Annotated in this window: 32 protein-coding genes; 10 read left to right on the forward strand and 22 right to left on the reverse strand. The window is 66.1% G+C overall.

Annotation, left to right across the window (positions count from 1 at the left end; all coding sequences use genetic code 11):
- Positions 1 to 14: 14 nt before the first annotated feature.
- Together BMX43_RS02175 and BMX43_RS02180 are read right to left on the reverse strand one after the other, a co-directional pair.
- Positions 15 to 2381 carry a Hint domain-containing protein gene (locus BMX43_RS02175; protein WP_091296118.1) on the reverse strand — a complete coding sequence of 789 codons (2367 nt, stop codon included), beginning with the start codon at positions 2379 to 2381 and terminating at the stop codon, positions 15 to 17.
- A 185-nt stretch (positions 2382 to 2566) separates the two neighbouring features.
- Positions 2567 to 3322 carry a DUF1013 domain-containing protein gene (locus BMX43_RS02180; protein WP_091296120.1) on the reverse strand — a complete coding sequence of 252 codons (756 nt, stop codon included), beginning with the start codon at positions 3320 to 3322 and terminating at the stop codon, positions 2567 to 2569.
- Positions 3323 to 3449: 127 nt separating this feature from the next.
- Here BMX43_RS02180 and BMX43_RS02185 point away from each other — a divergent pair, with 127 nt between their 5' ends.
- The gene (locus tag BMX43_RS02185) at positions 3450 to 4088 is read left to right on the forward strand and encodes a ribonuclease T2 family protein (RefSeq protein WP_091296121.1); all 639 of its coding nucleotides are present in this window, start codon (positions 3450 to 3452) and stop codon (positions 4086 to 4088) included.
- Between the two features lie 216 nt (positions 4089 to 4304).
- Here BMX43_RS02185 and BMX43_RS02190 read toward each other — a convergent pair whose 3' ends face one another.
- On the reverse strand, positions 4305 to 5288 hold the full coding sequence (locus BMX43_RS02190; protein ID WP_091296125.1) for an adenosine kinase: 984 nt from the start codon (positions 5286 to 5288) through the stop codon (positions 4305 to 4307).
- Complete coding sequence (gene nth / locus BMX43_RS02195) at positions 5285 to 5929, reverse strand: endonuclease III (protein WP_091296129.1); 645 nt, start codon at positions 5927 to 5929, stop codon at positions 5285 to 5287. The genes BMX43_RS02190 and nth overlap by 4 nt, the downstream gene beginning before the upstream one ends.
- A gap of 103 nt (positions 5930 to 6032) precedes the next feature.
- Here nth and BMX43_RS02200 point away from each other — a divergent pair, with 103 nt between their 5' ends.
- From BMX43_RS02200 to BMX43_RS02210, 3 genes are all read left to right on the forward strand, one after another.
- Positions 6033 to 6890, forward strand: coding sequence for a methylated-DNA--[protein]-cysteine S-methyltransferase (locus BMX43_RS02200; protein ID WP_091296133.1), 858 nt, complete (start codon positions 6033 to 6035; stop codon positions 6888 to 6890).
- Between the two features lie 110 nt (positions 6891 to 7000).
- Positions 7001 to 7648, forward strand: a complete 648-nt coding sequence (locus BMX43_RS02205; RefSeq protein WP_091296138.1) for a YiaD family glycine zipper/OmpA-like lipoprotein — start codon at positions 7001 to 7003, stop codon at positions 7646 to 7648.
- Positions 7649 to 7757: 109 nt separating this feature from the next.
- A complete protein-coding gene (locus tag BMX43_RS02210) occupies positions 7758 to 8525 on the forward strand; it encodes a FadR/GntR family transcriptional regulator (RefSeq protein WP_091296141.1) in 768 nt (255 codons plus the stop codon).
- Between the two features lie 56 nt (positions 8526 to 8581).
- Here BMX43_RS02210 and BMX43_RS02215 read toward each other — a convergent pair whose 3' ends face one another.
- From BMX43_RS02215 to BMX43_RS02235, 5 genes are all read right to left on the reverse strand, one after another.
- Positions 8582 to 9130 (reverse strand): F0F1 ATP synthase subunit B, encoded by a 549-nt coding sequence (locus BMX43_RS02215; RefSeq protein ID WP_091296144.1) that lies wholly within the window; start codon positions 9128 to 9130, stop codon positions 8582 to 8584.
- A 4-nt stretch (positions 9131 to 9134) separates the two neighbouring features.
- Entirely contained in the window at positions 9135 to 9668 is a 534-nt protein-coding gene (locus BMX43_RS02220; protein ID WP_091296147.1) for a F0F1 ATP synthase subunit B', read from the reverse strand.
- Between the two features lie 78 nt (positions 9669 to 9746).
- Positions 9747 to 9992, reverse strand: a complete 246-nt coding sequence (locus tag BMX43_RS02225) for a F0F1 ATP synthase subunit C (protein ID WP_091296151.1) — start codon at positions 9990 to 9992, stop codon at positions 9747 to 9749.
- 45 nt (positions 9993 to 10037) lie between these two features.
- Positions 10038 to 10820 (reverse strand): F0F1 ATP synthase subunit A, encoded by a 783-nt coding sequence (locus BMX43_RS02230; RefSeq protein WP_245749344.1) that lies wholly within the window; start codon positions 10818 to 10820, stop codon positions 10038 to 10040.
- Complete coding sequence (locus BMX43_RS02235; protein WP_091296160.1) at positions 10804 to 11166, reverse strand: AtpZ/AtpI family protein; 363 nt, start codon at positions 11164 to 11166, stop codon at positions 10804 to 10806. The genes BMX43_RS02230 and BMX43_RS02235 overlap by 17 nt, the downstream gene beginning before the upstream one ends.
- A gap of 215 nt (positions 11167 to 11381) precedes the next feature.
- Here BMX43_RS02235 and BMX43_RS02240 point away from each other — a divergent pair, with 215 nt between their 5' ends.
- Positions 11382 to 11714 (forward strand): ArsR/SmtB family transcription factor, encoded by a 333-nt coding sequence (locus tag BMX43_RS02240; protein ID WP_091296163.1) that lies wholly within the window; start codon positions 11382 to 11384, stop codon positions 11712 to 11714.
- Between the two features lie 85 nt (positions 11715 to 11799).
- Here BMX43_RS02240 and BMX43_RS02245 read toward each other — a convergent pair whose 3' ends face one another.
- Positions 11800 to 13311, reverse strand: coding sequence for a malonate--CoA ligase (locus BMX43_RS02245; protein WP_091297089.1), 1512 nt, complete (start codon positions 13309 to 13311; stop codon positions 11800 to 11802).
- 185 nt (positions 13312 to 13496) lie between these two features.
- Here BMX43_RS02245 and BMX43_RS19690 point away from each other — a divergent pair, with 185 nt between their 5' ends.
- Positions 13497 to 13658, forward strand: coding sequence for a hypothetical protein (locus BMX43_RS19690; protein ID WP_175481998.1), 162 nt, complete (start codon positions 13497 to 13499; stop codon positions 13656 to 13658).
- On the opposite strand, the gene BMX43_RS02250 is transcribed toward BMX43_RS19690, so the two are convergent.
- Entirely contained in the window at positions 13627 to 14436 is an 810-nt protein-coding gene (locus BMX43_RS02250) for a division plane positioning ATPase MipZ (RefSeq protein ID WP_091296166.1), read from the reverse strand. The two genes, BMX43_RS19690 and BMX43_RS02250, sit on opposite strands and share 32 nt — an antisense overlap.
- A gap of 197 nt (positions 14437 to 14633) precedes the next feature.
- On the opposite strand from BMX43_RS02250, the gene BMX43_RS02255 reads away from it, so the two are divergent.
- A complete protein-coding gene (locus tag BMX43_RS02255) occupies positions 14634 to 15914 on the forward strand; it encodes a glycosyltransferase family 4 protein (protein ID WP_091296168.1) in 1281 nt (426 codons plus the stop codon).
- A 212-nt stretch (positions 15915 to 16126) separates the two neighbouring features.
- Here the strand turns inward: BMX43_RS02255 and rpmE are convergent, their stop codons facing one another.
- The 11 genes from rpmE to ffh all read right to left on the reverse strand — a co-directional run bounded on the left by rpmE (position 16127) and on the right by ffh (position 23481).
- Entirely contained in the window at positions 16127 to 16348 is a 222-nt protein-coding gene (gene rpmE / locus BMX43_RS02260) for a 50S ribosomal protein L31 (protein ID WP_091296170.1), read from the reverse strand.
- Positions 16349 to 16359: 11 nt separating this feature from the next.
- Positions 16360 to 16734, reverse strand: coding sequence for a 50S ribosomal protein L19 (gene rplS, locus BMX43_RS02265; protein ID WP_091296172.1), 375 nt, complete (start codon positions 16732 to 16734; stop codon positions 16360 to 16362).
- Between the two features lie 48 nt (positions 16735 to 16782).
- Positions 16783 to 17628 (reverse strand): tRNA (guanosine(37)-N1)-methyltransferase TrmD, encoded by an 846-nt coding sequence (trmD, locus tag BMX43_RS02270; RefSeq protein ID WP_091296174.1) that lies wholly within the window; start codon positions 17626 to 17628, stop codon positions 16783 to 16785.
- Between the two features lie 9 nt (positions 17629 to 17637).
- Complete coding sequence (locus BMX43_RS02275) at positions 17638 to 18471, reverse strand: hypothetical protein (protein ID WP_091296176.1); 834 nt, start codon at positions 18469 to 18471, stop codon at positions 17638 to 17640.
- Positions 18455 to 19426, reverse strand: a complete 972-nt coding sequence (locus BMX43_RS02280; protein WP_139201511.1) for a hypothetical protein — start codon at positions 19424 to 19426, stop codon at positions 18455 to 18457. The genes BMX43_RS02275 and BMX43_RS02280 overlap by 17 nt, the downstream gene beginning before the upstream one ends.
- Positions 19427 to 19435: 9 nt before the next feature.
- Positions 19436 to 19945, reverse strand: a complete 510-nt coding sequence (rimM, locus tag BMX43_RS02285) for a ribosome maturation factor RimM (RefSeq protein ID WP_175481999.1) — start codon at positions 19943 to 19945, stop codon at positions 19436 to 19438.
- Positions 19942 to 20574, reverse strand: coding sequence for a 5,6-dimethylbenzimidazole synthase (gene bluB / locus BMX43_RS02290; protein WP_091296181.1), 633 nt, complete (start codon positions 20572 to 20574; stop codon positions 19942 to 19944). The genes rimM and bluB overlap by 4 nt, the downstream gene beginning before the upstream one ends.
- Positions 20575 to 20586: 12 nt before the next feature.
- Entirely contained in the window at positions 20587 to 20940 is a 354-nt protein-coding gene (gene rpsP / locus BMX43_RS02295; RefSeq protein ID WP_091296183.1) for a 30S ribosomal protein S16, read from the reverse strand.
- Between the two features lie 57 nt (positions 20941 to 20997).
- On the reverse strand, positions 20998 to 21294 hold the full coding sequence (locus tag BMX43_RS02300; RefSeq protein ID WP_091296185.1) for a chorismate mutase: 297 nt from the start codon (positions 21292 to 21294) through the stop codon (positions 20998 to 21000).
- Positions 21291 to 21824 carry a GNAT family N-acetyltransferase gene (locus BMX43_RS02305; protein ID WP_091296187.1) on the reverse strand — a complete coding sequence of 178 codons (534 nt, stop codon included), beginning with the start codon at positions 21822 to 21824 and terminating at the stop codon, positions 21291 to 21293. The genes BMX43_RS02300 and BMX43_RS02305 overlap by 4 nt, the downstream gene beginning before the upstream one ends.
- 148 nt (positions 21825 to 21972) lie before the next feature.
- Positions 21973 to 23481: a signal recognition particle protein gene (ffh, locus tag BMX43_RS02310; RefSeq protein ID WP_091296189.1), complete on the reverse strand. Its 1509-nt coding sequence runs from the start codon at positions 23479 to 23481 to the stop codon at positions 21973 to 21975.
- 341 nt (positions 23482 to 23822) lie between these two features.
- Here ffh and BMX43_RS02315 point away from each other — a divergent pair, with 341 nt between their 5' ends.
- The 3 genes from BMX43_RS02315 (at position 23823) to BMX43_RS02325 (ending at position 26739) form a co-directional block, all read left to right on the forward strand.
- Entirely contained in the window at positions 23823 to 24704 is an 882-nt protein-coding gene (locus tag BMX43_RS02315) for a LysR family transcriptional regulator (protein ID WP_091296191.1), read from the forward strand.
- Positions 24701 to 25597 (forward strand): DMT family transporter, encoded by an 897-nt coding sequence (locus tag BMX43_RS02320; protein ID WP_091296193.1) that lies wholly within the window; start codon positions 24701 to 24703, stop codon positions 25595 to 25597. Before BMX43_RS02315 ends, BMX43_RS02320 begins: the two co-directional genes overlap by 4 nt.
- A 119-nt stretch (positions 25598 to 25716) precedes the next feature.
- Positions 25717 to 26739 carry an LLM class flavin-dependent oxidoreductase gene (locus BMX43_RS02325; protein ID WP_091296195.1) on the forward strand — a complete coding sequence of 341 codons (1023 nt, stop codon included), beginning with the start codon at positions 25717 to 25719 and terminating at the stop codon, positions 26737 to 26739.
- Position 26740: the final 1 nt, after the last annotated feature.

A 26740-nucleotide genomic window follows, 5' to 3' on the forward strand; every position in this document is an offset into this window, starting at 1 on the left:
CCGCGCGACCGCGATCAGGGGCGCAAAAGCACCCGCGCCTCGTGCTGTTTCAGCGTCATCCGCGCCGCCTCGAACCTTGGCGGCAGCGGGTCGGTGGCGAGTTCGGGGAAGATCTTGAACAGTTCTTGGCGGATTTCGTCATCCATCCGGCCAAGGCTGCGCTCGCCGGGCTGGAAGCTTTCGCTCCATGCCCCATCGGCCAGCACGAGTTCGTGCCGGTCGAACAGGATGTGCAGATAGGTGACCTCGGGCAGCAGCGCCTCTTCAACGCCGGGCAGGGGCAGCAGGTGCAGCGCACGCACCAGCACCTCGTCATGGCCGAACATCAGTTCGGGCCGGGCGCCGGTGATCAGCATCCGGTGCTGGCGCGACAGCAGCATGTCGCGTTCCGGCAGGCCCGCGCCCAGCGCACCCTTGGTGATGCGGATCGGTTGCAGCGACGGATCGACCAGCAATTCGCCGATGCCCAGCCGACGCTGGCCGATCCAGCGGATCGGCTGGGCGCCGTTGTCGCGGGTCAGCACCATGTCGCCGACGCGCAGCGATTCGACCGGCACTTCGCCCCGGTCGGTCACGATCAGCGTGCCGGGGGTAAAGCAGGACACCACCGTTTCGATATTGGTGAAGGTGATGGTGCCCGAGACATTGCCGTAAATGTCGAGGAACTGGATGATGCCGTTTTCGGGGTTCAGCGGATCGCGGATGATGTTGTGCGGGCCAAGGCCGGTGAGGTCGATCACGTCGATCTCGTTGCCGTCCTCTTCGCCGTTGATCGTGTCGCCCAGCCCGGCAAAGAAGTAATCCGAGCCGGCGCCGCCAGTCAGGTAATCGGCCCCGTCGCCGCCATAGATCGAATCGTCGCCATCGCCGCCATACAGCGAGTCGCTGCCGTCGCCGCCATAGATCGCATCGGTGCCGATGCCGCCGAACAACTGGTCATTGCCGGTATCGCCGCCGAGCGTGTCATTGCCATCGCCACCATAGAGCGAATCGTTCAGATCGCCGCCGGACAGGCTGTCATCGCCCAAGCCCCCCAGCAGGGTATCGGCCCCTGCCCCGCCAGTGAGCGTGTCGGCCCCGTCGCCGCCATCCAGGCTGTCATTGGCATCGCCGCCGTCCAGACTGTCATTGCCCGCCCCGCCCAGCAGCGTGTCGTTGCCGATCCCGCCGAACAGGCTGTCATTGCCATCGCCGCCGCTGAGGCTGTCGGTGCCGTCGCCGCCGAACAGGCTGTCTTCGCCCAGACCGCCGAACAGGCTGTCATTGCCCGTGCCGCCATAAAGCGTATCCAGCCCGTCGCCGCCATCGAGGCTGTCATTGTCGGCGCCGCCGTCGAGGCTGTCATTGCCGGTGCCGCCAAACAGGCTGTCGGTGCCGGTGCCGCCCAGCACGGTATCGTTGTCGGCGCCGCCAAACAGGCTGTCATTCGAGCCGCGCCCGTCGATGTAATCGTTGCCCGCCGCGCCGTAGAAGATGTTGGTGTAAACGTCACCCGACAGACCCTGATCGTCAAAGCCGATGAGCGTGTCGTTGTAGATCGAGCCGATGATGCCATCGACGCCTTGCAGCACATCGCCCGTGGCATCGCCGCCGGTGGCGGTGCCCGCGCCGAGGTTGATGTTCACCGCAGCGCCCGAGGCGCTGTAATCGATGAAATCCATATCCTCGCCGCCGATCAGCGTATCGGCGCCGCTGCCCCCCACCAGCGTATCGTCGCCCGTGCCGCCCGACAGGCTGTCATTGCCCGCGCCGCCGGTCAGCACGTTGGCGCCGCTGTCGCCGGTCAGCGTATCGGCATAGGCGCTGCCGGTCAGGTTTTCGATGCCGGTATAGCTGTCGCCATTGGCGTCGCCCGACGTGCCTTCGGCCGCCGCCAGCGAGGCGTTGACCCCCGATGTTGCGGTGGCATATTCGGCAGTGTCGATGCCCGCCCCGCCCGACAGCACATCCGATCCGGTGCCGCCGCGCAGCGTGTCATTGCCATCGCCGCCATAGAGCGAATCGGTGCCCGCCGCCCCGTCGAGCAGATCGTCGCCCAGCCCGCCGGTCAGCATGTTGCTGCTGCTGTTGCCGGTCAGCGTGTCGTCAAAACCGGACCCCACGAGCCGTTCGATGTTCAGCAGCACATCGCCCTGCGCATCGCCGCCCGTGCCGGAGCCGGTGGTCAGGCTGACATTCACCGCCGCGCCAGAGGTGGCGTAATCGGCCACATCGCTGCTGCCGCTGCCGCCATCCAGCGTATCGGCGCCGGTGCCACCGATCAGGGTATCGGTTCCACCATTGCCATCAAGGGAATCGTCACCGTCGCCACCAAACAGCGAATCGGAGCCACTGCCCGCGTTGATATAATTATTGCCGCTGCCACCGTAATAAGTCGCCACGTCCTGCCTGCCCGGTTTGCCCGGAGTTCTCTCCGGTGCGTTACTGCTCGGGGGCGAGGATAGGGCGGCTTTGCGGCGAAATTAAGCCGATTGTGGCGGGGCGCGGATAATCGGCGCCATTCAGGGCAATCCGGCCACAAATGGAAACCCCGGCACAGGGCCGGGGTTTTGGAGCGTATGGAAGATCAGCGGTGGTCGTCGTCTTCCTCGTCGTCGTCATCGCCATGCGGCAGGTTGAAGAAGCTGTCCGCATCCGAGAAATCGGCGGGGCTTTCTTCCTCATCCTTCTCGATGCGGGTGAAGGCTTCCAGACCGGCCAGCGACCCAGGCATTTTCGGTTCTTCCGTCATGCCCAGCGACTGTTCGGTGGACACCAGCTTGCGCCGCTCGTCATCCGACATCACGCCGCCTTCGGCCGCCTTCTTGCGGGCAGCCGCCTGCACGGCGGTATCCAGTTCCGACTGACGGCACAGACCCAGCGCCACCGGATCAATCGGCGCGATGTTCTGGATGTTCCAATGCGTCCGCTCGCGGATCGAGGCGATAGTGGGCTTGGTGGTGCCGACCAGCTTGCCGATGGCGCCGTCGCTGAGTTCAGGGTGGAACTTCACCAGCCACAGGATGGCGGCCGGGCGATCCTGCCGCTTGGACAGCGGGGTATAGCGCGGGCCGCGGCGCTTTTCTTCGCCCACGGCAGCGGCGTTGAACTTCAGCTTCAGCTTGTAGAACGGGTCTTTCTGGCCCTTCTCGATCTCGATCGGGTCAAGCTGGTTGTTGGCGACCGGATCGAAGCCCTTCACCCCGGTTGCCACATCACCGTCGGCGATGCCCTGCACCTCAAGCTCGTGCATCCCGCAGAAGTCCGCGACCTGACGGAAGGTGAGCGTCGTATTGTCCACCAGCCAGACGGCGGTGGCCTTGGCCATAAGCGGTTTCGACATCAGGATCTCTCCTTTACAAATCTCTCCCGGGCCGGGAAAACGGCTGCGGCCGGGTGGGCCGCGACTTCCACATTTTAGGGAATTCAGCCGGGCTTATAGGGGTTTTCCACCGCGAGGGGAAGAGAAAATGCGTGTGATTGCTGGGGCCGCTCTCGCAGCCTTGATCGGAACGGCGGCGCTGGCCGAGGGCGAGCGGGCCGGGGATTTCGACTACTACGTGATGGCGCTGAGCTGGTCGCCCAACTGGTGCGCGCAAGAGGGCGACGCGCGTGGAGAGCCGGAATGTGACGCGGGCGCCGGGCGGGCCTTCACGCTGCACGGGCTGTGGCCGCAGAACGAGCGCGGCTGGCCCAGCTATTGCCGCACCACGGCGCGCGATCCCTCGCGGGCGGAAAGTGCGGCCATGGCCGACATCATGGGCGGCGCGGGGCTGGCCTGGTATCAGTGGAAGAAACATGGCCGCTGCGCCGGGCTGGATGCGCCAGACTATTACGCCACGATGCGCCGCGCCTTTGCCCGGGTGACGATCCCCGCCGTGTTCCCGAAGATCACCAAGACGCTGAAAGTGCCCGCCGAGGTGGTGGAGGGCGCGTTTCTGGAGGCCAATCCGGGGCTGAGGCCCGACCAGATCACCGTCACCTGCCGTGACGGCATGATTCAGGAAGTGCGGCTGTGTCTGACCAAAGACCTTGACCCCCGCCGCTGCGGCGCTGACGTGATCCGCGACTGCCGCCTGAAGGATGCGGTGCTGGAACCGCTGCGCTAGGCCGTCCGGCACCGCCCCCGGCGGCGGCGTCGCATGGGTATTTGCGCAAAAGAGAACGCAGCACGCGCCGCCCGCCGTTCCTTCTTCTTTGCCTAAATACCCATGCGACAGATCCACCCGCGCCACGGGTCAGCAGGTGCGGCGGGCCAGACGCCCGCCATGGCAATGCCGCCCGCCGATGGCCCCAAAGGGGCCTGAGGCGGGCGGCGGCCCCGATCAGATCAGGCCTTCGGCGCGGAACAGGCGCTTGAGTTCGGCTTCGGGGCGGGCGCCGAAATGGCTGATCACCTCGGCGGCGGCGACGCAGCCCATGCGGCCCGAAATCTCCAGGCTCTGGCCCGTTGCCATGCCATAGATGAACCCGGCGGCGAACTGGTCGCCCGCGCCGGTGGCATCGACCGGCACCACGCGGCGCACCGGCACCACGGCGCGTTCCGCGCCGCGCAGCAGGATCACCTCGTCGCCCGACCGGGTGCAGACCACCTGCCCCGCATCCTGCGCCGCCTGCGCCAGCGCCGAATCCAGATCGGTCTGATACAGGCTTTCCCATTCGTGCTGGTTGCCGATCACATAATCCAGATCGCAGACCAGACGGCGGAAATCGGCGCGGTGGCGATCGACACAGAACGGATCGGACAGCGCGATCCCGGCCTTGCCGCCCGCCTGACGGCAAAGCTTCGCGGCGCGTTCAAACGCCTCTTTCCCCTTGGGCTTGTCGTACAGATAGCCTTCGAGGAACAGGATCGCCGCCTCGCCTGCCACTTGTTCCGACACGTCGTCGGGGCCAAGCTCCGACGAGATGCCCAGATAGGTGTTCATCGAGCGTTCGCCATCCGGCGCCACGAAGATCATCGAGCGCGAGGTGGGCAACTCGCCCCCCGCCACCGGCGCATTGGGGAAATCGGTGCCTTCATCCGCCATGGCTTTCGCATAGAACCGCCCCAGCGCATCGTCATGCACCCGGCCGATAAAGGCGGTGCGCAGGCCCAGATTGCCAAGGCCCGCCAGCGTATTGGCGACCGAGCCGCCGGGCGCCTGCACCCGGTCGCGCATCGCGGCGTAAAGCAGTTCGCCCCGTTCGCGTTCGACCAGTTGCATGATGCCCTTTTCGATCCCCATCATCTCCAGAAAACTGTCATCGGCCTGCGCGAACACATCGACGATGGCATTGCCGATGCCGACCACTTCATACTTCTTCATTCGGTCTTTTCCTCAAAGGGGCAGAGATCGCGGATCAGGCAATCCGCGCAGCGGGGTTTGCGGGCGGTGCAGATGTAGCGCCCGTGCAGGATCATCCAGTGATGGGCGTGCTGCTGAAATTCGGCGGGGATATGGTCTTCGATGGCACGCTCGACGGTTTCGACATCCTTGCCGGGGCAGATGCCGGTGCGGTTGCCAAGGCGGAAGATATGGGTATCCACCGCCTGCGCCGGCACATGCCACCACATGTTCAGCACGACATTCGCCGTCTTGCGCCCCACGCCGGGCAGCGATTGCAGGGCGGCGCGCGAGCTGGGCACCTCGCCGCCATACTGTTCTACCAGAATCTCCGACAGGCGGATGACGTTCTTCGCCTTTTGCCGGAACAGGCCGATGGTCTTGATCGCCTCGGTCAGCCCCTCCAGCCCCAGATCCAGCATCTTCTGCGGCGTGTCCACGCTGGCGAACAGCGGGCGGGTGGCCTTGTTCACCCCGGCATCGGTGGCCTGTGCCGACAGGGCGACGGCGACCAGCAGGGTATAGGCGTTGGTGTGGTAAAGCTCTCCCTTCGGTTCCGGCTCTTGGGCCTGAAACCGGGTGAAGATCGCGCGGATCGTGTGATAGTCGAGCTGGCGTGCCATGGGCAGCCTCTTGCCAAAGCCGGGGACGCGGCGCAAGCGAAGCCGCAACATCCGGGTCGCGGCGCGCGGTTTTGCCGCCTAATGTGGCGCAAAGGAGCCTGCCATGACCGAGATTTCCCCCGCCTATCATTACCGTGTCATCGCCCGTGCGCTGGACGAGATCGACAGCGGCGGGCCGGGCCTGACGCTGGACGGGCTGGCGGCGCGGATGGGGATGAGCCCGGCGCATTTTCAGCGGGTGTTCTCGCAATGGGTGGGGGTCAGCCCAAAGCGCTATCAGCAATATCTGACGCTGGATCATGCCAAGCGCCTGTTGGCCGAACGGTTCACCGTGCTGGATACGGCGCTGTCCACCGGGTTGTCGGGCGGCGGGCGGCTGCATGATCTGTTCCTGCGCTGGGAGGCGATGAGCCCGGGCGATTACGCCAAGGGCGGTGCGGGGCTGGAGATCCGCTGGGGGCTGGCCCCCTCGCCGTTTGGCGAGGCGCTGATCATGGCCACGGATCGCGGGCTGTGCGGGCTGGCCTTCACCGAGGAAACCGGGCGCGAGGCGGCGCTGGCCGATCTGCGGGGGCGCTGGCCCAAGGCGTGCTATCACGAGGATGCGGCGGCAGTGGCGCCGCTGGCCGGGGCGGCGTTTGGCGGCGGCGAGACGGTGCTGCACATGATCGGCGCGCCGTTTCAGATCAAGGTCTGGGAGGCGCTGCTGCGCATCCCCTCGGGCCATGTGACCACCTATTCGGAACTGGCGCAGGCGGTGGGCCATCCGCAGGCGGTGCGGGCGGTGGGCACGGCGGTGGGGCGCAACCCGGTCAGCTTTCTGATCCCCTGCCACCGCGCCTTGCGCAAATCGGGCGGGCTTGGCGGCTATCACTGGGGCCTGCCGGTGAAACGCGCCATGCTGGCCTGGGAGGCGGCGCGGCAAGAGGCGGACATGCCGCAGGCCAGCACAGGAACGTGATGGGCGGAAATCTGCGCGGACCGATGCAACGATTTTCGCTTTCGCGCGTTGCTGCTATAACCTGCGCCGAACACTCCGCAGCGGGTGGCATTTCAATGAGGCTCCATATCATGTTTTCCAAGGCTTCCCTGATCCTCGGTCTGACCGGCTTCGCCTTTCTGGCGGGCTGCGTCGATCCCTACCAATATGAAGACCCCAATGCCCGCGCCAAGGGGGCTGCGACCTTTGGGGCGATCATCGGCGGCGTGGCCGGTGCCAACTCTGGCGGCGATGACAAACTGGCCAAGGCGGTTCTTGGAGCGGCGGCAGGGGCTGCGATCGGCGGCGCCATCGGCAATTCGCTGGACAAGCAGGCGGCGGAACTGCGCCAGCAGATGAGCGGGTCGTCCACCGTGACCAATACCGGCAATTCGCTGGTGGTGACCATGCCGCAGGACATCCTGTTCGCCACCGACAGCGCGACGCTGCGCTATGACCTGCAGGGCGATATCCGCGCCGTGGCGGCCAACCTGACCCGCTATCCCAACAGCCGGGTGCAGGTGGTGGGCCATACCGACAACAGCGGCACCGCCGCCTATAACCAGGATCTGTCGGAACGCCGGGCGCAATCGGTGGCCGCCGTTCTGATGCAGGGCGGCGTGGCGCCCTCGCGCATTGCGGCCTATGGCCGGGGCGAGGATCAGCCGATTGCGTCGAACCTGACGGTGGAAGGCCGGGCGCAGAACCGCCGGGTGGAGATCACCATCATCCCGAACTGATCGGGGGGCACGGAACATCAAAGGGGGGGCGCGGTGCTGCGCCCCCCCCTTTTTCATTGCCCCGCCCCGGCTTTGGTCATAATTTCTGACCAGAGGAGCCGAGGAACCCATGCCGTTTGAAAAAGTCACCTCCGAGCGTCTGGCGCAAAGTGTCGCGCGGCAGATCGAGCTGCTGATCCTGCGCGGCATCCTGCGGCCCGGCGAACGCCTGCCGGCGGAACGCGATCTGGCCGAGCGGCTGGGCGTGTCGCGCCCGTCGCTGCGCGAGGCGCTGGAGGCGCTGGAGCAGAAGGGGCTGGTGGTCAGCCGCCCCGGATCGGGTGTGTTCATCGCCGAGGTGCTGGGGTCTGCCTTCTCGCCCGCGCTGATCGAGCTGTTCGCGGCGCATGACGAGGCGGTATATGATTATCTGGATTTCCGCCGCGATCTGGAAGGGTTGGCGGCGGAACGCGCCGCGCGGCTGGGATCGGATACCGATCTGGAAGTGATCGCCACGATCTTCGCCAAGATGGAGGCGGCGCATCAGAAGCGCGACCCCAGCGACGAGTCGGCGCTGGATGCGCAATTCCACATGGCGATCATCGAGGCGAGCCATAATGTGGTGATGCTGCACATGATGCGGTCGATGTTCGATCTGCTGCGGCAGGGCGTGTTCTACAACCGCGCGATGATGTTCAAGAACCGCATGACGCGCGATCATCTGCTGGACCAGCACCGCGCCATCAACGCCGCGCTGCAGGCGCGCGATCCGGCGGCCGCGCGGGCGGCGATTGCGGCACATATGGATTATGTCGAGGACGCGCTGGCCGAACAGGCCAAGGCCGAACGCAACGAGGCGGTGGCCCGGCTGCGCATCGAACACGAGCGCAATCGCTGAAACGCAAAAAGCCCCGGCGCGGTGCCGGGGCTTTTTTGTGTGTCGCGCCAGTCTGCTCAGTGCAGCTTGGCATCCACCTGGGCAATTGCGGCGTCGATCGTCGCAGCGGCGTTGAGCTGCTTCGACAGGATCTCGGACGCGGCAGAGATTGCCACATCCACCGCGCGTTCGCGCACTTCGCGCACGGCGCCCGCTTCGGCAGAGGCGATGCGCTCTTCGGCAGCGGCCAGACGGCGGGCGATGGAAACCTTGAGGGCTTCCTTGGCCTGCGCTGCGGCAGCCATGGCCTCTTCCTTGGCACCGGCGACGATGCGTTCGGATTGCTCCAGCATTTCCTTCTGCTTGCGCTCATAGGAGGCAAGGATCGCCTTGGCCTCTTCGCGCAGCAGACGGGCTTCTTCCAGCTCGGCCTTGATCTGGGTGGCGCGGCCATCCAGCATGGAGCCCAGCTTGGCGGGAACCTTGGCAACCAGCAGAATACCGATGAACACCAAGAAGGCGATCAGCACGATGAAGTTCGTGTTGTGCAGCGAGACGAACGGGCCGGAGGCCGCAAGGGCCGGGCTCGCCATCAGGGCAGCGGCAATCAGGATCAGCTTGTTCATGGGCTTACCCTTTCAGCCGGGCGGCAACGGCCGCCGACACGGTTTCGGCATCGACCTGACCACCCAGCACGGAGACCAGCTCCAGCGCGGTGTCTTTCGCCACTTCGGTGACGCTTTCCAGCGCACCGGCCCGGATTTCCCCGATGCGGGCTTCCGATTGCGCCGCTTTCGCCGCGATTTCGGCATCGGCCTTGGCGGTGGCAATGTCGAGATCCGCCTGGATTTCGGCCTTGGCCTGCGCCACGATCTTGGCCGCCTCGGCGCGGGCCTTGGCCAGCGCGTCGTTATAGGCCTTCTCGGCGGCGACCGCCTTTTGCTTCAGCTCTTCAGCCGCAGCAAGGTCGTTGGTGATGGTGCCGCTGCGCTCGGCCAGAACTGCCCCGATCCGGGGAAGGGCCACGCGCGACAGCACGAAATAGATCACGACAAGCGCGACAAGGAGCCAGAAGATCTGGTTGGCCCAGGTCGAGATGTCGAGCTGCGGCATACCGACGGCGTGGGTCGCCGCGGCCGCCGCTTCATGCGCTTCGGTCGCCATGTTGTTTCCTCACGTCCATCAAACACTTGGCCGGGGGGCGTTGCGCCCCGCCGGCCGAGAAGCTCAGGCGCGTCAGGATCAGACGGCGAACATCAGCAGCAGGGCGATCAGGAACGAGAAGATGCCCAGAGCTTCGGCAAACGCGATGCCGACGAAGAGGTTGGCGGTCTGCGAGGCAGCGGCCGAGGGGTTGCGCAGGGCGCCGGCGAGGAAGTTGCCAGCGATGTTGCCCACGCCGATACCAGCGCCGCCCAGACCGATGGCAGCCAGACCGGCGCCGATGTATTTGCCCATAAGCGCGAGTTGTGCGACTTCAGCTTCCATTGTTCGTCTCCTTTGGAATTCGAATTTAGGTTGGTAGTCCGGACCTTAGTGGTGGGCGCCGCCCACCGCGTCTTTCAGGTAGACGCAGGTCAGAATGGTGAAAACATATGCTTGCACGACGGCCACGAGCAGTTCGAGGCCATAGATCGCGGTCACGGCACCAATGGCCACCGGCGAGATCACCGCCATCGAGGCGAAGCCCGCGAACACTTTCATCACGGCGTGGCCTGCCATCAGGTTGCCGGCAAGACGAATGGAGTGGCTGACCGGGCGCACGAAGTACGAGATGACTTCGATGATTGCCAGCACCGGGCGCAGCGCCAGCGGCGCCGAGGACACCCAGAACATGCCGAGGAAGCCGATGCCGTTGCGGATCAGGCCGAGAATGGTGACCCCGAGGAACACCAGCAGCGCCAGCGTCACGGTGACGGCGACATGGCTGGTGGAGGTGAAGCTCATCGGCAGCAGGCCAAGCAGGTTGGCGAAAAGGATGAAGAGGAACAGCGTCATGACATAGGGGAAGTATTTCACCCCGTCATGGCCGGTCACGTCTTCGACCATCTTGTAGATGAAGCCGTAGATCAGTTCGACCACGGACTGGACGCGCGACGGGATGATGGCGCGGCCACGCGAACCGAACACCATCAGCGCGATGATGGCCAGAACGGTCAGGCCGATCCAGACGGTGACATTGGTGATTTCATACCACTGGATGTCAGCCGTGCATTCATTGATCACGGTTCCGGCGTCATCGTGGCAGAACCACCGCGAGACGACGAATTGATCCATCGGGTGAATTGCAAAGCCGGTCTCAGCCACGTCTGTCATCCTTCGGTTCCGGCGGGTGCCCCGCCTGCGTCTGTGCCCCTTGGGCCTTCGCCTGTTTTTCAGCCATGTCGCGGGCGGTGCCCATCATGGTCTTGATCCCGGCGATAAAGCCCAGCAGACCGAAGACCAGCAGGAAGATGGGCAGCGTGTCGAACAACCAGTCCAACCCGTAGCCAATGCCGAGACCGAGGACCATCCCCGAAACCAGCTCTATCACCATCCGCCAGGCCTGTTCGCCCTGCGAGAAATCTGTGCCTGCATCGGAGGCCTTGGTCTTGGCGCCCTTCACCTGCGACAGCCGCGCATCCAATGCGCGAAGCCGCTCGGGATCGGGTTCGTCCGCCATGATCTGGGTCCCCTGAACAGTCGCGGCGAACCTACGGAAGGGGGGGCTGTGAGTCAAGGTGCTTGCGCCTGCAGAAACTGCCTTCAACACATTGAAATCATGAAATTTTTCAAATTAGCCTTCGGGGCGGCGGGGCTGTTAGCGCCCTCACGGCGGCGTGAGACATATTCAACCATCCGGTTGACGATGCCGGGGCGCGCTGCCAAGGATGGCGGATGACCGACCCGCTGAGCCCCATTTTCGCCGCCCTGGCCGATCCGACGCGGCGCACCATCCTTGGCATGTTGCTGGAGGATGACATGGCGGTGACCGATGTGGCCGAGCCGTTCCAGATGTCGCTGGCCGCGATTTCCAAACATCTGCAGGTGCTGGCCGAGGCCGGGCTGATCAGCCGCGAGAAGCGCGGGCGGGTGATCTGGTGCAAGCTGGAGCCGGATGCGCTGAAGGCGGCCTCGGTCTGGATGCAGGGCTTCGGGCAGTTCGAGCCGGTGGATCTGGACGCGCTGGAGCGGTTTCTGGCGGTGGAGTTGCAGGACGGCGAGGGCTGAGCCTGTGGCTTGGGGCGGACCGGGGGCTTTGCGCCCCCGGACCCCCGCAGGATATTTGGGCCAAGATGAAAGAACTATTGCCAGGTCAGCCCGTGAAGCGGGTCTTGTAGGCGTCGCGCAGCAGGTTCTTTTGCACTTTGCCCATGGTGTTGCGCGGCAGATCGGGCAGGACCACGGCGGCTTTCGGCTGCTTGAAGCGGGCGAGCTTGTCGCGGATCGCGGCCAGTGCGGCATCGGGATCAAGGGTGACGCCCTTTTGCGGCACAAGGACGGCAAAGACCGCCTCGCCGAAATCGGGATGCGGCAGGCCGATCACCGCGCTTTCCAGCACGCCCGGCACCTCGTCCAGCAGCAGTTCCACCTCTTTCGGGTAGACGTTGAAACCGCCCGAGATCACCAGATCCTTGGCGCGGCCGACGATCACCACATAGCCGTCGGCATCCCTGCACCCCAGATCGCCGGTGACGAACCAGCCATCTTCGCGCAACTCCTCGCGCGTCTTCTCGGGCATCTGCCAATAGCCCTTGAAGACATTGGGGCCGCGCACCTCGATCACGCCAACCTCGCCTTGCGCGACCGGCGCACCCTCGGGCGTCAGGATGCGCAATTCGACGCCCGGCAGGGGGAAGCCCACGGTGCCCGCGCGGCGCTCGCCCTCGTAGGGGTTGGAGGTGCTCATGTTGGTTTCGGTCATGCCGTAGCGTTCGAGAATCCGGTGGCCGGTGCGGGATTCGAACTGCTGATGCGTTTCGGCCAGCAAGGGGGCGGAGCCGGAGATGAACAGCCGCATGTGCCGGGCTGCGGCGCGGTCAAACCGGGGGTCATCGAGCAGGCGGGTATAGAAGGTGGGCACGCCCATCATAGTGGTGGCGCGCGGCAGCAGGCGCAGCACGGTTTCCACATCGAAGCCCGGCAGGAAGATCATCGTGCCGCCGGTCAGCAGGCTGATATTGGAGGCGACGAACAACCCGTGGGTGTGGAAGATCGGCAGGGCGTGCAGCAGCACGTCATCGGCGGTGAAGCGCCACAGGTCCACCAGAACCTCGGCATTGGAGAGAAGGTTGCGATGGGTCAGCATCGCGCCCTTCGACCGCCCGGTGGTGCCGGAGGTATAGAGGAAGGCCGCCAGATCCTCTGGCCCGCGTTCGGCGGGGGTGATGGTGTCGGGCTGGTTTGCGGCGGCCTCGGACAGCGTGCCGCTGCCATCGGCGTTCAGCGTCAGGACCGTGGCGCCGTGGCGGGTGGCGACAGGTTCCAGTGTGGCGCGTTTCGCGGCGTCGCAGAGGAAGATTTTCGGTGTGGCATTGCCGAGGAAATAATCAACCTCATCCGCGGTATAGGCGGTGTTCAGCGGCAGGAAGATCGCCCCCAGCGCCACGGCGGCGCCATAGCTGGCCAGCGCCTCGGGCGATTTGGCGATCTGCACGGCGATGCGGTCGCCCACCCCCAGCCCCGCCGCGCGCAGCGCATGGGCCTGCCGGGCCACCAGCCGCAGGAAGGCATCGCCGCTGAGTTCGGACCCGTCGGGCAGGATCAGGAAGGCAGAGCTGCGACCGGCAAGCGGGGCGAACAGGGCATCGAACAGGGTGTTGGGCATGGCATCCTCCGGGGCGGCTGGGGACTGATTGCCATGCAAGGCGGGCACGCTCAAGCCGCTGCGTTTCGCAAGTGGAAACAGGATGGTGACAGGGTTGGCAATTTCGGCGCTAAGGGGCCGTGGCGCTGCCGCATTTTGGCCCCGGTTGCTTGTCAACCTGTGCTTGCAAGACCGAGGAGAACCCCATGAGCTTCGTGACCCGTCTGATGAGCCGCCTGCGCAAAACCCCCGGCACCAGCGCGGAGGAGGAGTTGTTCGACCTGCATCTGCGCAAGATGAACAGCCGTTACCGTGCCGGGTGCCGCGCGACGCCGTTCAAAAATTCACGCTCACACCAGGCAGTCTGAGCTCGGCAATCAGATCGCGCACTTCCTGTCGGGCGGCAATGTTCGACAGGTTGAGCTGATCGACGCCGGTATCGCGCAGGTCCAGCAAGGTCAGGCCGCGCGGGAACAGCTCGCGGAAGATCACGCGCTCGGTAAAGCCGGGGGCGACGCGGAAGCCGATGCGTTTCGACAGATCTTCCAGCGCGGCGCCGACCTTTTTCTTGTTGTGCATCTGCTGGGCGCCAAGGCGGTTGCGCAACACGATCCAGTCGATGGGCTTCAACCCGGCCTGTGCGCGCAATTGCCGCGCATTCCACACCATTTCGGAATAGATCGAAGGGCCCTTCACCTTGTTGGTGTCGGGGTCGATGCGGGCCAGCAGGTCGAAATCCACGAAACTGTCATTCAGCGGCGTGATCAGCGTATCGGCAAGGCTGTGGGCAACCTGGCTGAGCCTTGTGTGCGAGCCGGGGCAGTCGATCACGATGAAATCGCTGACCGGGTCCAATTCGCCGATCGCGGCGGACAGGCGGTGATCGAAAGGATTTTCGCCCGGTTGCAGCGTGGCGGGATCGACCTCGGGCAATTCGCGGTAATCGGGCGAGGGCAGCGAGACGTTGTTCTTGGCAAGCCAGGCGCGGCGGTTTTCGACATAGCGCCCGAAACTGCGCTGGCGCAGATCCAGATCCAGCGCGCCGACGCGATGGCCCATGCGGGCCAGTGCGGTGCCCACATGCATACAGGTCGTGGATTTGCCCGACCCGCCCTTTTCGTTACCGACAACGATGATATGCGCCATGGCGGCCTGTCCCCGTCTGTTCTGCCTTCGCGCTACCCTCTGACGCGGCCGCGCGCAAGAGGGCACGGGCGCGGGTGCCTGCCACTTGGGCAGCGGCGCCGCGCAAGCGGGCGGAAACGCTGGGGCCGGGCGAATCTGCTTGCCGCACGGACAGGGGATGCGGCAGGTCAGGGGGACGCGATGCCAGGGAGGGCAGAATGACGGCACCAAGGTCTGTGCGGCTATTGCTGATTGCCGAGGCGGCCAACCCGGAATGGGTGAGTGTGCCACTGGTCGGCTGGTCCATGGCGCGGGCGCTGGCAGCGCGGCATCAGGCGCATATCGTGACGCAGTTGCGCAACCGCGAGGCCTTTCTGCGCGCCGGTCTGATCGAGGGGCAGGAGTTCACCGCGATTGATACCGAGGCGATTGACGGGCGGGTCTGGCGGATGGCCAAGGCGCTGCGGCTGGGGGAAAAGGGCGCCTGGCAGGCGCTGACCGCGCTGTCCTCATTGACCTATCGGTATTTCGAGCGGCAGGTCTGGCGGCGCTTTGGCCCGCAGATCGAGGCGGGGGCCTTTGACATCGTGCACCGCATCACCCCGCTGACGCCGACGGCGGTCAGCACACTGGCGCCGCGCTGTCGGCAGGCGGGGGTCGGCTTCGTGCTGGGGCCGCTGAATGGCGGGGCGCCCTGGCCCAAGGGCTTTGCCGGGGCGCAGCGGCGCGAGCGGGAGTTTCTGATGCCGCTGCGGCAGGCCTACAAGCTGCAACCCGGCTACCGCGCAATGCTGGCGGCCAGCGATCTGATCCTGTGCGGATCGCGCGACACGCAGGGGGACATTCCGGCAGCCTATCAAGGCAAGACCCGGCTGATGGCGGAAAACGGCATCGACCTTGCGCGCTTTCCCGAGCCGCCGCCGCGTGTGCCTTCGCAGGTGTTGCGTGCCTGTTTCGTCGGGCGACTGGTGCCCTATAAGGGCTGCGACATGGTGCTGGAGGCCGCCCTGCCCTATCTGGCCACCGGGCAAATGGTGCTGGATATCGCTGGCACCGGGCCGGAAGAGCAGCGGCTGCGCGACTATGTGGCGGCGCAGGGGCTGGGTGCGGCGGTGCGTTTTCACGGCTGGGTGGATCATCGCAAGGTGCGCGAGATCTTCGCGGGCGCAGATCTGTTCACCTTCCCTTCGATCCGCGAATTCGGCGGTGGCGTGGTGCTGGAGGCGATGGCCTGTCGCTGCGTGCCGGTGGTGGCCGACCATGCAGGCCCGTCTGAACTGGTGGATGCGGCGGTGGGTTACAAGCTGCCGGTCAGCGGCGGGCGCGCCGGGCTGATCGAGGCGCTGCGGGCACAGATCGGCGCGGTGCTGGCGGATCGCGCGCGGCTGACGCAACAGGCCGAGACCGGCTATCGCCGGGTGCTGGAGCAATACACCTGGCAGGCCAAGGCCGAAACGATCACCCGGCTGTATGCCGAGGCGCTGCCGCGGCTGTTCTGATCCGGCAGGCGCATGGCACGGCTGAGACGGGCAGATGCGTATGTGAGCCAAGGTGAAAGCAGATCGCGCGGCTTGCCCTTCACCTTGGCTCACATACGCATCTTTTCTTGCCTGCCCACAATTTTTCTTGCCTGCCCACAATTTTTCTTGCCTGCCCACAATGCAAAAGGCGCGCCACGGGGGCGCGCCTTTCGGAACAGCGGCGGTTTGGATCAGAAACCCAGACCGGCGTATTTGTTCTTGAACTTCGACACGCGACCGCCGGTGTCCATCAGCTTGGCGGTCTGGCCGGTCCATGCCGGGTGCGACAGCGGGTCGATATCGAGCGACATGGTATCGCCTTCCTTGCCCCAGGTGGTGCGGGTCTTGAAGAAGGTGCCGTCGGTCATTTTCACTTCGATGAAGTGATATTCGGGGTGAATGCCTTGTTTCATCGCGCCGTTCCTTACTCGGATTTCGCTTTGTAGTTCGTATCTTCCGCGATGCGGGCAGATTTGCCGCGGCGCGCACGGAGGTAGTACAGCTTGGCGCGACGGACGCGGCCACGACGCACGACCTCGATCGAGTCGATGTTGGTCGAGTAGAGCGGGAACACGCGTTCCACGCCTTCGCCGAACGAGATCTTGCGCACGGTGAACGAGGCGGAGATGGTCATGCCACCCTTGCGGCCGATCACGACGCCTTCATAGGCCTGCACGCGCGAACGGGTGCCTTCGGTCACTTTGTAGCCGACGCGAACGGTGTCGCCGGCCTTGAAATCCGGGATCTTCTTGCCGAGGGCGGCGATTTGCTCGGCCTCGAGTTGCGCGATCAGATTCATCGCAGTTCCTTTCTGAGCTTGCGGTTGCCCCGCAAAGATGATGCCGCCTCAGAGCTCTCGGTCTTCATTCGGGTCCCTACCGTGTTTGGCACAGTAAGCCCGCCAGAGATCAGGCCTGCGTTCCTTCGTCAGCCTTTCGGCCTCAACCTTCCGCCAGGCAGCGATCTTGCCATGATGGCCGGAAAGAAGCACTTCCGGGATCGTATGGCCCTGCCAGTCGGTCGGTCTTGTGTATTGCGGAAATTCAAGAAGTCCATCCGAGAAAGATTCTTCCTCGGTGGACACATGATTCCCAAGCACGCGGTGTATAAGGCGGACCGTCGCGTCGATCAAGGCCTGAGCCGCGATTTCCCCCCCGGTGAGGACGAAATCGCCCAAGGAAACCTCTTCGATCTGATAGGCGTCGATCACGCGCTGATCCACGCCTTCAAACCGACCGCAGAGCAGGGTCAGCCCGTCGGCCTCGGCCCATTCCTGCGCCTTGGCCTGGGTGAAGGGGGTGCCGCGCGGTGACAGGAACACCACGGGCCAGCGTTTGCGGTCGGGCGGGGTGCCGATGGCAGCCTGATCCAGCGCCTTGGCCACGATATCGGCGCGCAGCACCATGCCCGCGCCACCGCCCGACGGGTTGTCATCGACATTCTTGTGCCGCCCGTCGCCGAAGGGGCGCAGGTCGAGCGTTTCCAGCGACCACAGCCCCATGTCCAGCGCCTTGCCGGTCAGCGACAGGCCCAGCGTGCCGGGGAAGGCATCGGGGAACAGGGTGATGATCTTGGCACACCACGCGCCGCGCACCCGAGGCCGCTCCATCAGGTCGCGCGGTTGCAGGCTGGCCGAGATGGTCAGGCGGCCATGGGATTTCGGCTTGGCAGTGGGGTCGGATGCGTCGGTCATGGCGGGCTTCTATGCGATGGCGGGCGGCGGGGCAAAGGGAGTTTGGCGCGCCTTGGCCAGCAGGGCGGCCTTTGCGGCATCGCGGGCGGCAGGGTCCATCACGGTGCGGTTCAGGGCGACGAAGGCTGCGGCCAGATCGGCGGGGGCGGCATTGGCGGCGGGCAGCGGGGCGAGGCTGGCGCGCAGGGCATCGGGCAGGCCCGCCGCGTCATACAGCGCCTCTACCGGGCCAAGGCGGCGGGGGGCGTGATCTTCCAGCGCGGCGGCAGTGACGGGGGCGTGGGGCGCGATTTCGGCCAGGATCCGGGCGGGGTGCACGGCATCGGCCAGACGGGCCGCGAACTCGGCGGCGCTTTCGGTCATGTCATGGCGCTTGGCCTGCTGCCAGTGCAACGAGCGGAGCCACGGCCCCGGCGCGCGGGTGCCATAGACAAAGCGCAGATCGGCGCCGGGAAAGCGGGCGCGCAGCACTTTGGCCAGCGTGGCGGCGATGCAGGGTGCTGCGGCATAGCTGGCAATGCCGGGATGGCCGGGCATGTGGCCCGCGAAATCCTCGGCCGACAGGATCAGCCCCTGCCCGGGCGCCAGAACCAACGCCTCGGCCCAGAGCCGGAGGCAGGTTTCCAGCCGCGCCCGTGCCGGGCCTGCAGGGCGCAGCGACAGCCGCCGCGCCTCTTGCGCCGCCATGCGCAGAGCCAGGTCCGCGCCACGCAGCACAAGCGCCAGAGCATAGGGGCGCAGCAGTGGGGCATGGGCGGCAAGCGCAGCCTGTACGCTGGTGGTGCCGGTCTTGTGGAACCCGGCATGGATCACCAGTCGGGGCGGCTCAGCCTTCGGGATCATAACCGTTCAGCGGCGCAAGGTCGCGGGTCCGCACGATCAGCGCATGGATCGCCTCGGCGGCGCGCGGCGGCATCCGGGCGGCGACGGCGCCCAGGGCCGTGGGATTTGGGCAATCGCCCCAGGCATCGACATCGCTTTCCAGCAGGGTCAGGCAGCGGCGCGCGACGAGTTCCACCAGCGACGCATCCTCGCCCGCCACCTGCAGCGCCCGTACCGGCGCGGCGCGACCGCGGCAGGCCTCGTTGCAACGCTGCGCGGTGGCCAGCAGGATGAAGGTGCGGCGCAGGGCGCGGGGCGCATCGGGGGATTGCAGGCGGGCATCCAGCGCCTCGTAAATGTCCTCGGGCAGAAGATGCTGTTTCAGCGCGGCGAAATGCGCCTCGATCTCGGCCTGCGGCACGGTTTCGGGCAGGTCAGCCAGCGGTGCAGTCAGCCGCAGTGCCAGCGCAGGATCGCGTTGCAAGGGCGGCGGCTGCAGACCTTCGACCTGTTGCAGCGCATCGTCCAGAAAGCTGTCCATCTCTGCCATCACTGTCGGTTTCCAGACCAGCCGCGCCAGTGGAATGGCCGCGAATGAAAGGCCCAATGGCAGGCCGACCGGCATGGCGGGCAGCAGCCCCGCGGCGCCGCCAATGCCGCGACCGATGCCGAAACAGACCGACACCAGCACCACCTGCACCAGCGCCCGCATCAGCAGCGCCAACCAGGCCTCGGGTCGCGCCCAGCCGGCGGCCTGCTGCGGCCAGTCCTGCGGGCGGATGACCACCAGCCAGAGCAGGAAGATCGCGGTGAACACCGGCACGACCGACCAGCCGAACCCACCCAAGCCCGCCAGCAGCGGCCCGAGATAAAGCAGCGCCGCAGCCCCTTGCAGCAGCCGCATCCGTGTGACCATGCCTTGCATCCCGGTTTCTGCCCCCTCTTCCCGCCAGACTGGCCCGCAGCGGTCCGGCACGTCCAATCCTTATTCCAGCCCCTCGGGCAGATCGGCAACCAACCGCCCGGCCGCCAGATCGACCGTCGGCACATTGGCCAGCGTGAAGGGCAAAAGCAGGGCGGATTTGAGACCCGGCCCGCTGATTTCCAGCAGATCGCCCGCCCCGTGATTCTGCACATCCGTCACGCGCCCCAGCAGCACGCCGCCGGTATCCCACACCTCCAGCCCGATCAGGTCGGCGTGATAGAATTCGTCATCTGGCAGTTTCGGCAGGCGGGTCTTGTCGGCGTAAAGGTTGGTGCCTTTCAGCGCATCCGCCTCTTCCTTGGTGGCGATGCCGGTCAGCCGGGCCCCCAGCCCGCCCGCCACCGGGCGCGTCAGCTTCACCTTGAAGCTGCGGCTACCATCCTCGGTATAAAGCGGGCCGTAATCGGCAATCGCCGTCGGCTCGGCGCAGAAGCTTTTCAGCCGCACCTCACCCTGCACGCCGAAAGACCCGGCAATTGCGCCCACACAGATACGCTCGGTCATCGTCAACGGATCTCCATGATCAGGTCAGGGGCGCGGGTTTCCCAACCGGCGCGTTCCAGGTCCGGCGTGTCGGAACATTCTTCCGGCCAGCCGAGGCAAAGATAGCCGATCAGGTGCCAGTTGTCCGGCACCGCAAGGTCGCGCGCCAGCCGGACGGGATCGAGGATCGACACCCAGCCCAGCCCAAGCCCTTCGGCCCGCGCCGCCAGCCACAGCAGCGAGATCGCCCCCACCACGGAATAGGCCCGCGTCTCGGCCATGGTCTGCGCCCCAAGACCGGCGCCTTTCGGCGTGGCCTCATCACAGAACACCGCCAGATGCACCGGCGCCTCGCGCATCCCCGACAGTTTCAGCCCCGCATAAAGCCGGGCCTTTTCATCGTCATAGCCGGCCAGCGCCGTGGCATTGGCCGCCTCGAAATTGGCAATCGCCGCCGCGCGCGCGTCGGCCGTTTCCACCCGGATCAGCCGCCAGGGTTCCGACAGGCCCACCGAAGGCGCCAGCGCAAATGCATGAAGGCAGCGGTTCAGCACCGCTGCCTCGACCGGGTCGGTGCGGAAGCGGCGCACATCGCGCCGCCACCGCATCAGATCCCGTAATTCCGCCCTGAAATCAGGGCCGTAGCTGCCGTTCATGGCAGCCCGCGATCACTCTTCCGCCGGGGCGGCAGCGCGGGCGGCTTTCTTCTTCGCACGCTCGGCCATGGCTTTGCCCGGCACGGCGGCTTTCGGGTTGTTGCGCACTTTCTTCTCGGTCAGGCCAGCAGCTTCGAGGAAGCGGGCCACGCGGTCGGTCGGCTGGGCGCCTTGCGACAGCCAGTATTTCACGCGCTCGGCATCCATCTTGATGCGGTCTTCGCTGTCCTTGGCGAGCAGCGGGTTATAGGTGCCCAGCTTTTCGAGGAAGCGGCCGTCGCGCGGCATGCGCGAGTCGGAGGCAACGATGGCATAGTGCGGGCGCTTCTTGGAGCCGCCACGGGCGAGACGGATTTTCATGGACATGGGTGTTCTCCTTTAAGTCCGGGGTGCAGGGTGGGCGATGTGCGCCCTGCGGGTTGGTTATTTCTGCAGATTCTCGTGATGCCTGATGACTTCGGAAATGATGAAGGTCAGGAATTTGCGGGCGAATTCGGGATCGAGATCCGCCTCTTTCGACAGCCACTCCAGCCGTTCGATCTGTCGCGATTCGCGGGCGGGATCAGAGGGCGGAAGATCATGTTCGGCCTTCAGCCGCCCCACCGCCTGCGTGTGCTTGAAGCGTTCGGCCAGCGTATAGACGAGGATCGCATCGAGCCGGTCGATGCTTTCGCGGTGTTCTTTCAGCAGGGCGCTGGCGCGGGTCGCGACGTCGGTCATGCAAGGGCCTCCGGGGCGGGGTGGCGATAGACAAGGCAGGGGTCGGTGCCCACCGGCGTGGCCTGGCGGTCAAGCCGCGCGCCCAGCCGTTCGGCCAGCGCGATGGAGCGCGCATTGTCGGGGTGGATATAGCTGACGGCGGTTTTCCACCCCAGCACATCATAGGCAAAGCGGCGGGTGGCCAGCGCCGCCTCATGCGCAAAGCCCTTGCCTTCGGCGGCCGGGGTCCAGACCGTCCAGCCGATCTCTTGCTCCGGCCAGGTTTCCGGGAACCATGGCCCGGTCATGCCCAGCGGCGTCGGATCGGTTTTCAGATGCCAGATGAACATGCCATAGCCGCGATGCACCCAATGGCCCGTCAGGTGGCACAGGCTGCGCCAGGCCTGCTGTGCATCCAGCGGCCCGCCGATATAGCGGGCACGCTCGGACATGGCGCAGGCCTCCCAATGGGGCATGTCACCGCGCTGCGGCGCGCGCAGGATCAGGCGGTCGGTTTCCAGCACCGGCGTCGGGGACAGGGCGATGGTCATGCGATGCGCCCCCTCACCCTGCCCTCTCCCCCGAGGGGAGAGGGTGGCGTTGCGCCAGCGGCCATGGCAAGGCACGCCCGCTCCCCGAAGGGGAGAAGGTTGGCTTGGGGCCCCTGCCCCGCCACAGACCTATGCGCGCCGCGACGGATCATTTTTTCTTCATCAACCCCGACAGGCCGGACGGCAGGCTCATCCCGCGCGGCAGACCGCCGCCCAGACCGGGCATCCCGCCCATGCCCCCCATGCCGGATTTCATCGCCTTGGCGGCATCTTCCAGCTGTTCGGGGCTCATGTTCTTCAGATCCGGCATCCCGGATTTGCCCATCATGGCCTTGACGGCTTGCTTCATCATGCCGCCCTTGCCCATCTTCTTCATCATGTCGGCCATCTGCTTGTGCTGTTTCAGCAGACGGTTCAGCTCCTGCACCTCCAGCCCCGCGCCCTGCGCGATGCGCTTCTTACGGCTGGCCTGCAGCAGGTCGGGGTTGGCCCGTTCCTTCTTGGTCATCGAGTTGATCAGCGCGATCTGGCGGCGCAGCATCCGGTCGTCAAAGCCTGCCTCTTCGGCGGCCTTGGCCATCTTGCCCATGCCGGGCAGCATCCCCATCAGCCCCTGCATCCCGCCCATCTTGAGCATCTGCTCCAGCTGGCCGCGCAGGTCGTTCATGTTGAACAGGCCCTTGGCAAAGCGCTTGGCCATGCGTTCGGCCTGTTCGGCCTCGAAGGTCTCGCGCGCCTTTTCGACCAGCGCCACGATGTCGCCCATGCCGAGGATCCGGCCCGCCACGCGCTCCGGCTCGAAGGTTTCCAGCGCGTCCATCTTCTCGCCAAGGCCGACGAAACGGATCGGCTTGCCGGTGACCGCGCGCATCGACAGGGCGGCACCGCCGCGCCCGTCGCCATCCATCCGCGTCAGCACCACGCCGGTAATGCCGACCTTGGCCTCGAACTCGGTCGCCACGTTCACGGCGTCCTGCCCGGTCAGACCGTCCACCACCAGCAGCGTTTCGCGCGGCTGGGCGATGTCGCGCACGGATTGCACTTCATCCATCAGCACTTCGTCGATGTGCAACCGGCCTGCGGTATCCAGGAACAGCACGTCATAGCCGCCCATCGCCGCCTGCGTCTTGGCGCGCTTGGCGATCTGCACCGCAGATTCGCCCTTTACGATCGGCAGGCTGTCCACCCCGATCTGGCCCGCCAGAATCGCCAACTGCTCCATCGCCGCCGGGCGGTTGGTGTCGAGCGAGGCGAGCAGAACCCGCTTGCCGTTCTTTTCTTTCAGGCGCTTGGCCAGCTTGGCCGTGGTGGTGGTTTTCCCCGACCCCTGCAGACCGACCATCAGCACCGCAGCGGGCGGGTTGTCGATCTTCAGCGCATCCGCCGGGCCATCGCCCGCCAGCATGCGCACCAGTTCGTCATGGACGATCTTCACCACCTGCTGGCCCGGCGTCACCGACCGCGTCACCGACTGCCCGGTGGCTTTCCCCTTGACCGCCTTGACGAAATCGCGCGCCACCGGCAACGAGACATCGGCCTCCAGCAGCGCCACGCGCACTTCGCGCAGCGCGGTGTCCACATCGGCCTCGCTCAGCGCACCCTGCTTGGTCAGACGGTCGAACACACCGCCAAGGCGTTCTGAGAGCGACTCGAACATGGTCTTCTCCTTGTGCGGCCCAGCGGCCCGGGGTTATGCCAATGCGAAGCGACACCCGTGGGCGCAACGCGCTGACGGATGGCGATCCCCGCAAAAGCGATGGGACCGGAAGCAGGTGCCTCCGGGGGAATTGCTGGCCCGCTTAGGCCAATTCGCGCCCCGAGTCAACGCCAGCCCCTTTCTTCTTTGCCCAAATACCCAAAACCCCGAGCGGCCCCGGCCCTGCCGGGGCGGCGAGACAGGGCGCGCGGCCGCAGGCCGCTCCGCTTCACAAGCCCGCCAAGCGGCCTTGCCGCCGCCGGTGGGGCGGGTAAGCTGCCCCCTGCAGACAGGAGCGCAGGATGGAAAACTGGGATGAAATCCGCACCGCCTTTCAGGTTGCGCGGCTGGGCACGGTTTCAGGGGCCGCCGAGGTGCTGGGGGTCCACCACGCGACGGTGATCCGCCATATCGACGCGCTGGAACGGCGGCTGGGCACGCGGCTGTTTCAGCGCCACGCGCGCGGCTACACCCCGACCGAGGCGGGGCGCGATCTGCTGGGCGTGGCACAGGCCACCGAAGACCAGTTCAGCCAGCTGGCCAGCCGCATCAAGGGCCAGGGCGAAACCGTGACGGGTGAGCTTGTCGTCACCTCGATCTCGGGCGTCTCGGGCCTGCTGACCCCGGTGCTGACGGGGTTTCAGGCGGCGCATCCCGGATTGATCGTGCGGTTCCTGACCGACATGCGCCTGTTCCGGCTGGATTATGGCGAGGCGCATGTGGCGATCCGCGCCGGGGCCATACCCGAGGAACCCGACAATGTGGTGCAGCCGCTGATCCGCATCCGCACCGGGCTTTACGCCTCGCGCGGCTATATCGCGGCGCATGGCAAGCCCGACGGGCCGCAGGATTTCGCGGGTCACCGCTTTGTCGGCGCCGACAGTGCGCTGAGCCGGGCGCCGTTCCACCGCTGGCTGCGCGATACTGTACCGATGGAGCAGATCACCTATCGCGCCACCGAACCCGCCGTGCTGGAGGCAGCGGTGAAGGCAGGCGCGGGCATCGGCTTTCTGTCGCATTACATCGCCGCCGAAGACCCCGATCTGGTCGAGGTCATGCCGCCGCGCGAAGACTGGGCGCCGCCGCTGTGGCTGGTCACCCATGTCGATCTGCACCGCACGGTCAAGGTGCAAAGCTTCCTTGCCCATCTGAAGGCAGCAGCGGCGGGCTGGACGACAGTATGACCGCAGTCGGCCTGACGCCGCCGCAGCGCGGGCATCTGGCCATGCTGGTGTTTTCGGCGCTGGTGGCCGGGTCGTTTTCGCTGGGCCGGATGGCCGCGCCGCTGATCGCGCCCGCCGCGCTGACCGTGCCACGCTTTGCGCTGGCCGGGGCGCTGGTCGGCGCCGTGGCCTTTGCCACCACCGGCATCCCCCGATCCGCCCTGCGCGCGCCGTGGCGCTATGGCGTGCTGGCGGCCCTGCTGGCCATCTATTTCGTGCTGATGTTCGAGGGGCTGAAAACCGCCTCTGCCGTCTCTGCCGCCGCCGTCTTTACCCTTGCGCCCCTGATGACGGCAGGGTTCGGCTGGCTGGTACTGCGCCAGATCACCTCGCCGCGCATGGGGCTGGCCCTGCTGATCGGCGCTTTTGGCGCGGCATGGGTGATCTTTCGCGGCGATCCGGCCGCCGCCCTGCGGCTGGAGATCGGGCGCGGCGAGGCGATCTATTTCGTGGGCTGCGTCGCCCATGCGCTTTACACCCCGATGGTGCGCCGCCTGAACCGGGGCGAGCCTGCCGTGGTGTTCACCTTCGGCATGATGGTGGCGGGGTTTGCCCTGCTGCTGGCCTATGGCTGGCGCGACATGTGGGCCACCGATTGGGCCGCCCTGCCCGCCATCGTCTGGATCTGCCTGATCTATGTCGCCGTTGCCGCCAGCGCCGCCACCTTCGTTCTGCTGCAATACGCCTCGCTGCGGCTGCCTGCGGCCAAGGTCATGGCCTATACCTATCTGGTGCCAAGCTGGGTGTTGCTGTGGGAACTCGCGCTGGGCCATGGCGTGCCGGGCCCTCGGGTGCTGATCGGCGTGGCGCTGACCGGCTTCGCGCTGTTTCTGCTGCTGAAGGACGAGGGCTGACGGCGGCTTTGCCCCGTCGGTTTTGCCCCATCGGTTTTGCGCAGTCACTGTGCCCCGATGCAGGGCGACAAGCCGGGCCCCGATGCTTAGGTTCGCGTCAACAGAACAGGAGAGGCATCATGGAATTCGGTCTCGATACCTTTGGCGACGTGACACGCGATGCGGCGGGCAAGCTGCTGCCGCAGGACGAGGTGTTGCGCAATGTGGTGGCACAGGGGGTGCTGGCCGATCAGGTGGGCGTCGATGTGATCGCTTTGGGCGAACATCACCGCGATGATTTCGCCATTTCCGCGCCGGAAATCCTGCTGGCGCATATCGCGGCACAGACCCGCCGCATCAAGCTGGGCACCGGCGTCACCGTGCTGTCCACCGATGATCCGATCCGGCTGTATCAGCGGTTCAGCACGCTGAACGCGCTGTCGGGCGGGCGGGGCGAGGTGATTCTGGGCCGTGGGTCTTTTACCGAAAGCTATCCGCTGTTCGGCTATGCGCTGGACGATTACGAAACGCTGTTCGAGGAAAAGCTGGATCTGTTCGCCACGGTCAACCGCGGCGGCGCGGTGAAATGGCAGGGCACGCATCGCCCCCCGGTCAAGGTCGGCGCGGTCTATCCGCCTGCCGGGCCGCAGGGCATCGCCGCCTGGATCGGCGTGGGCGGCAGCCCGGAATCGGTGGTGCGGGCGGTGCGCCATGACATGCCGATGATGCTGGCCATCATCGGCGGCGAGGCGCGGCGCTTCCGCCCGTTCGTGGACCTGTATCACGACGCCTATCACCAGATCGGCGGCACACCGAAACCGCTGGGCGTGCATTCCCCCGGTCTGGTCGCCGATACCGACGAGGCGGCGCGCGAGGCGGCCTTCACCGGCTACAAGGCGCTGCATGACCGGCTGGGCCGCGAACGCGGCTGGGCACCGATCACCAAGGACGGCTTCCTGCACGAGGTGGCGCGCGGCAGCCAATATGTCGGCAGCCCGGAAACCGTGGCGCAAAAGATCGCTGCCACGGTGAAGGCGCTGGGCCTGCAACGCTTCAACATGAAGTATTCGGCGGGCACCACCGGCCATCCGGTGCTGATGCGCTCGGTCGAGCTTTACGGCACGCAGGTCATTCCGCGGGTGCGGGAATTGCTGGCGGCGTGAA

It is taken from the genome of Gemmobacter aquatilis, from assembly GCF_900110025.1.
In the GTDB taxonomy this organism is placed as follows: Bacteria; Pseudomonadota; Alphaproteobacteria; order Rhodobacterales; family Rhodobacteraceae; genus Gemmobacter; species Gemmobacter aquatilis.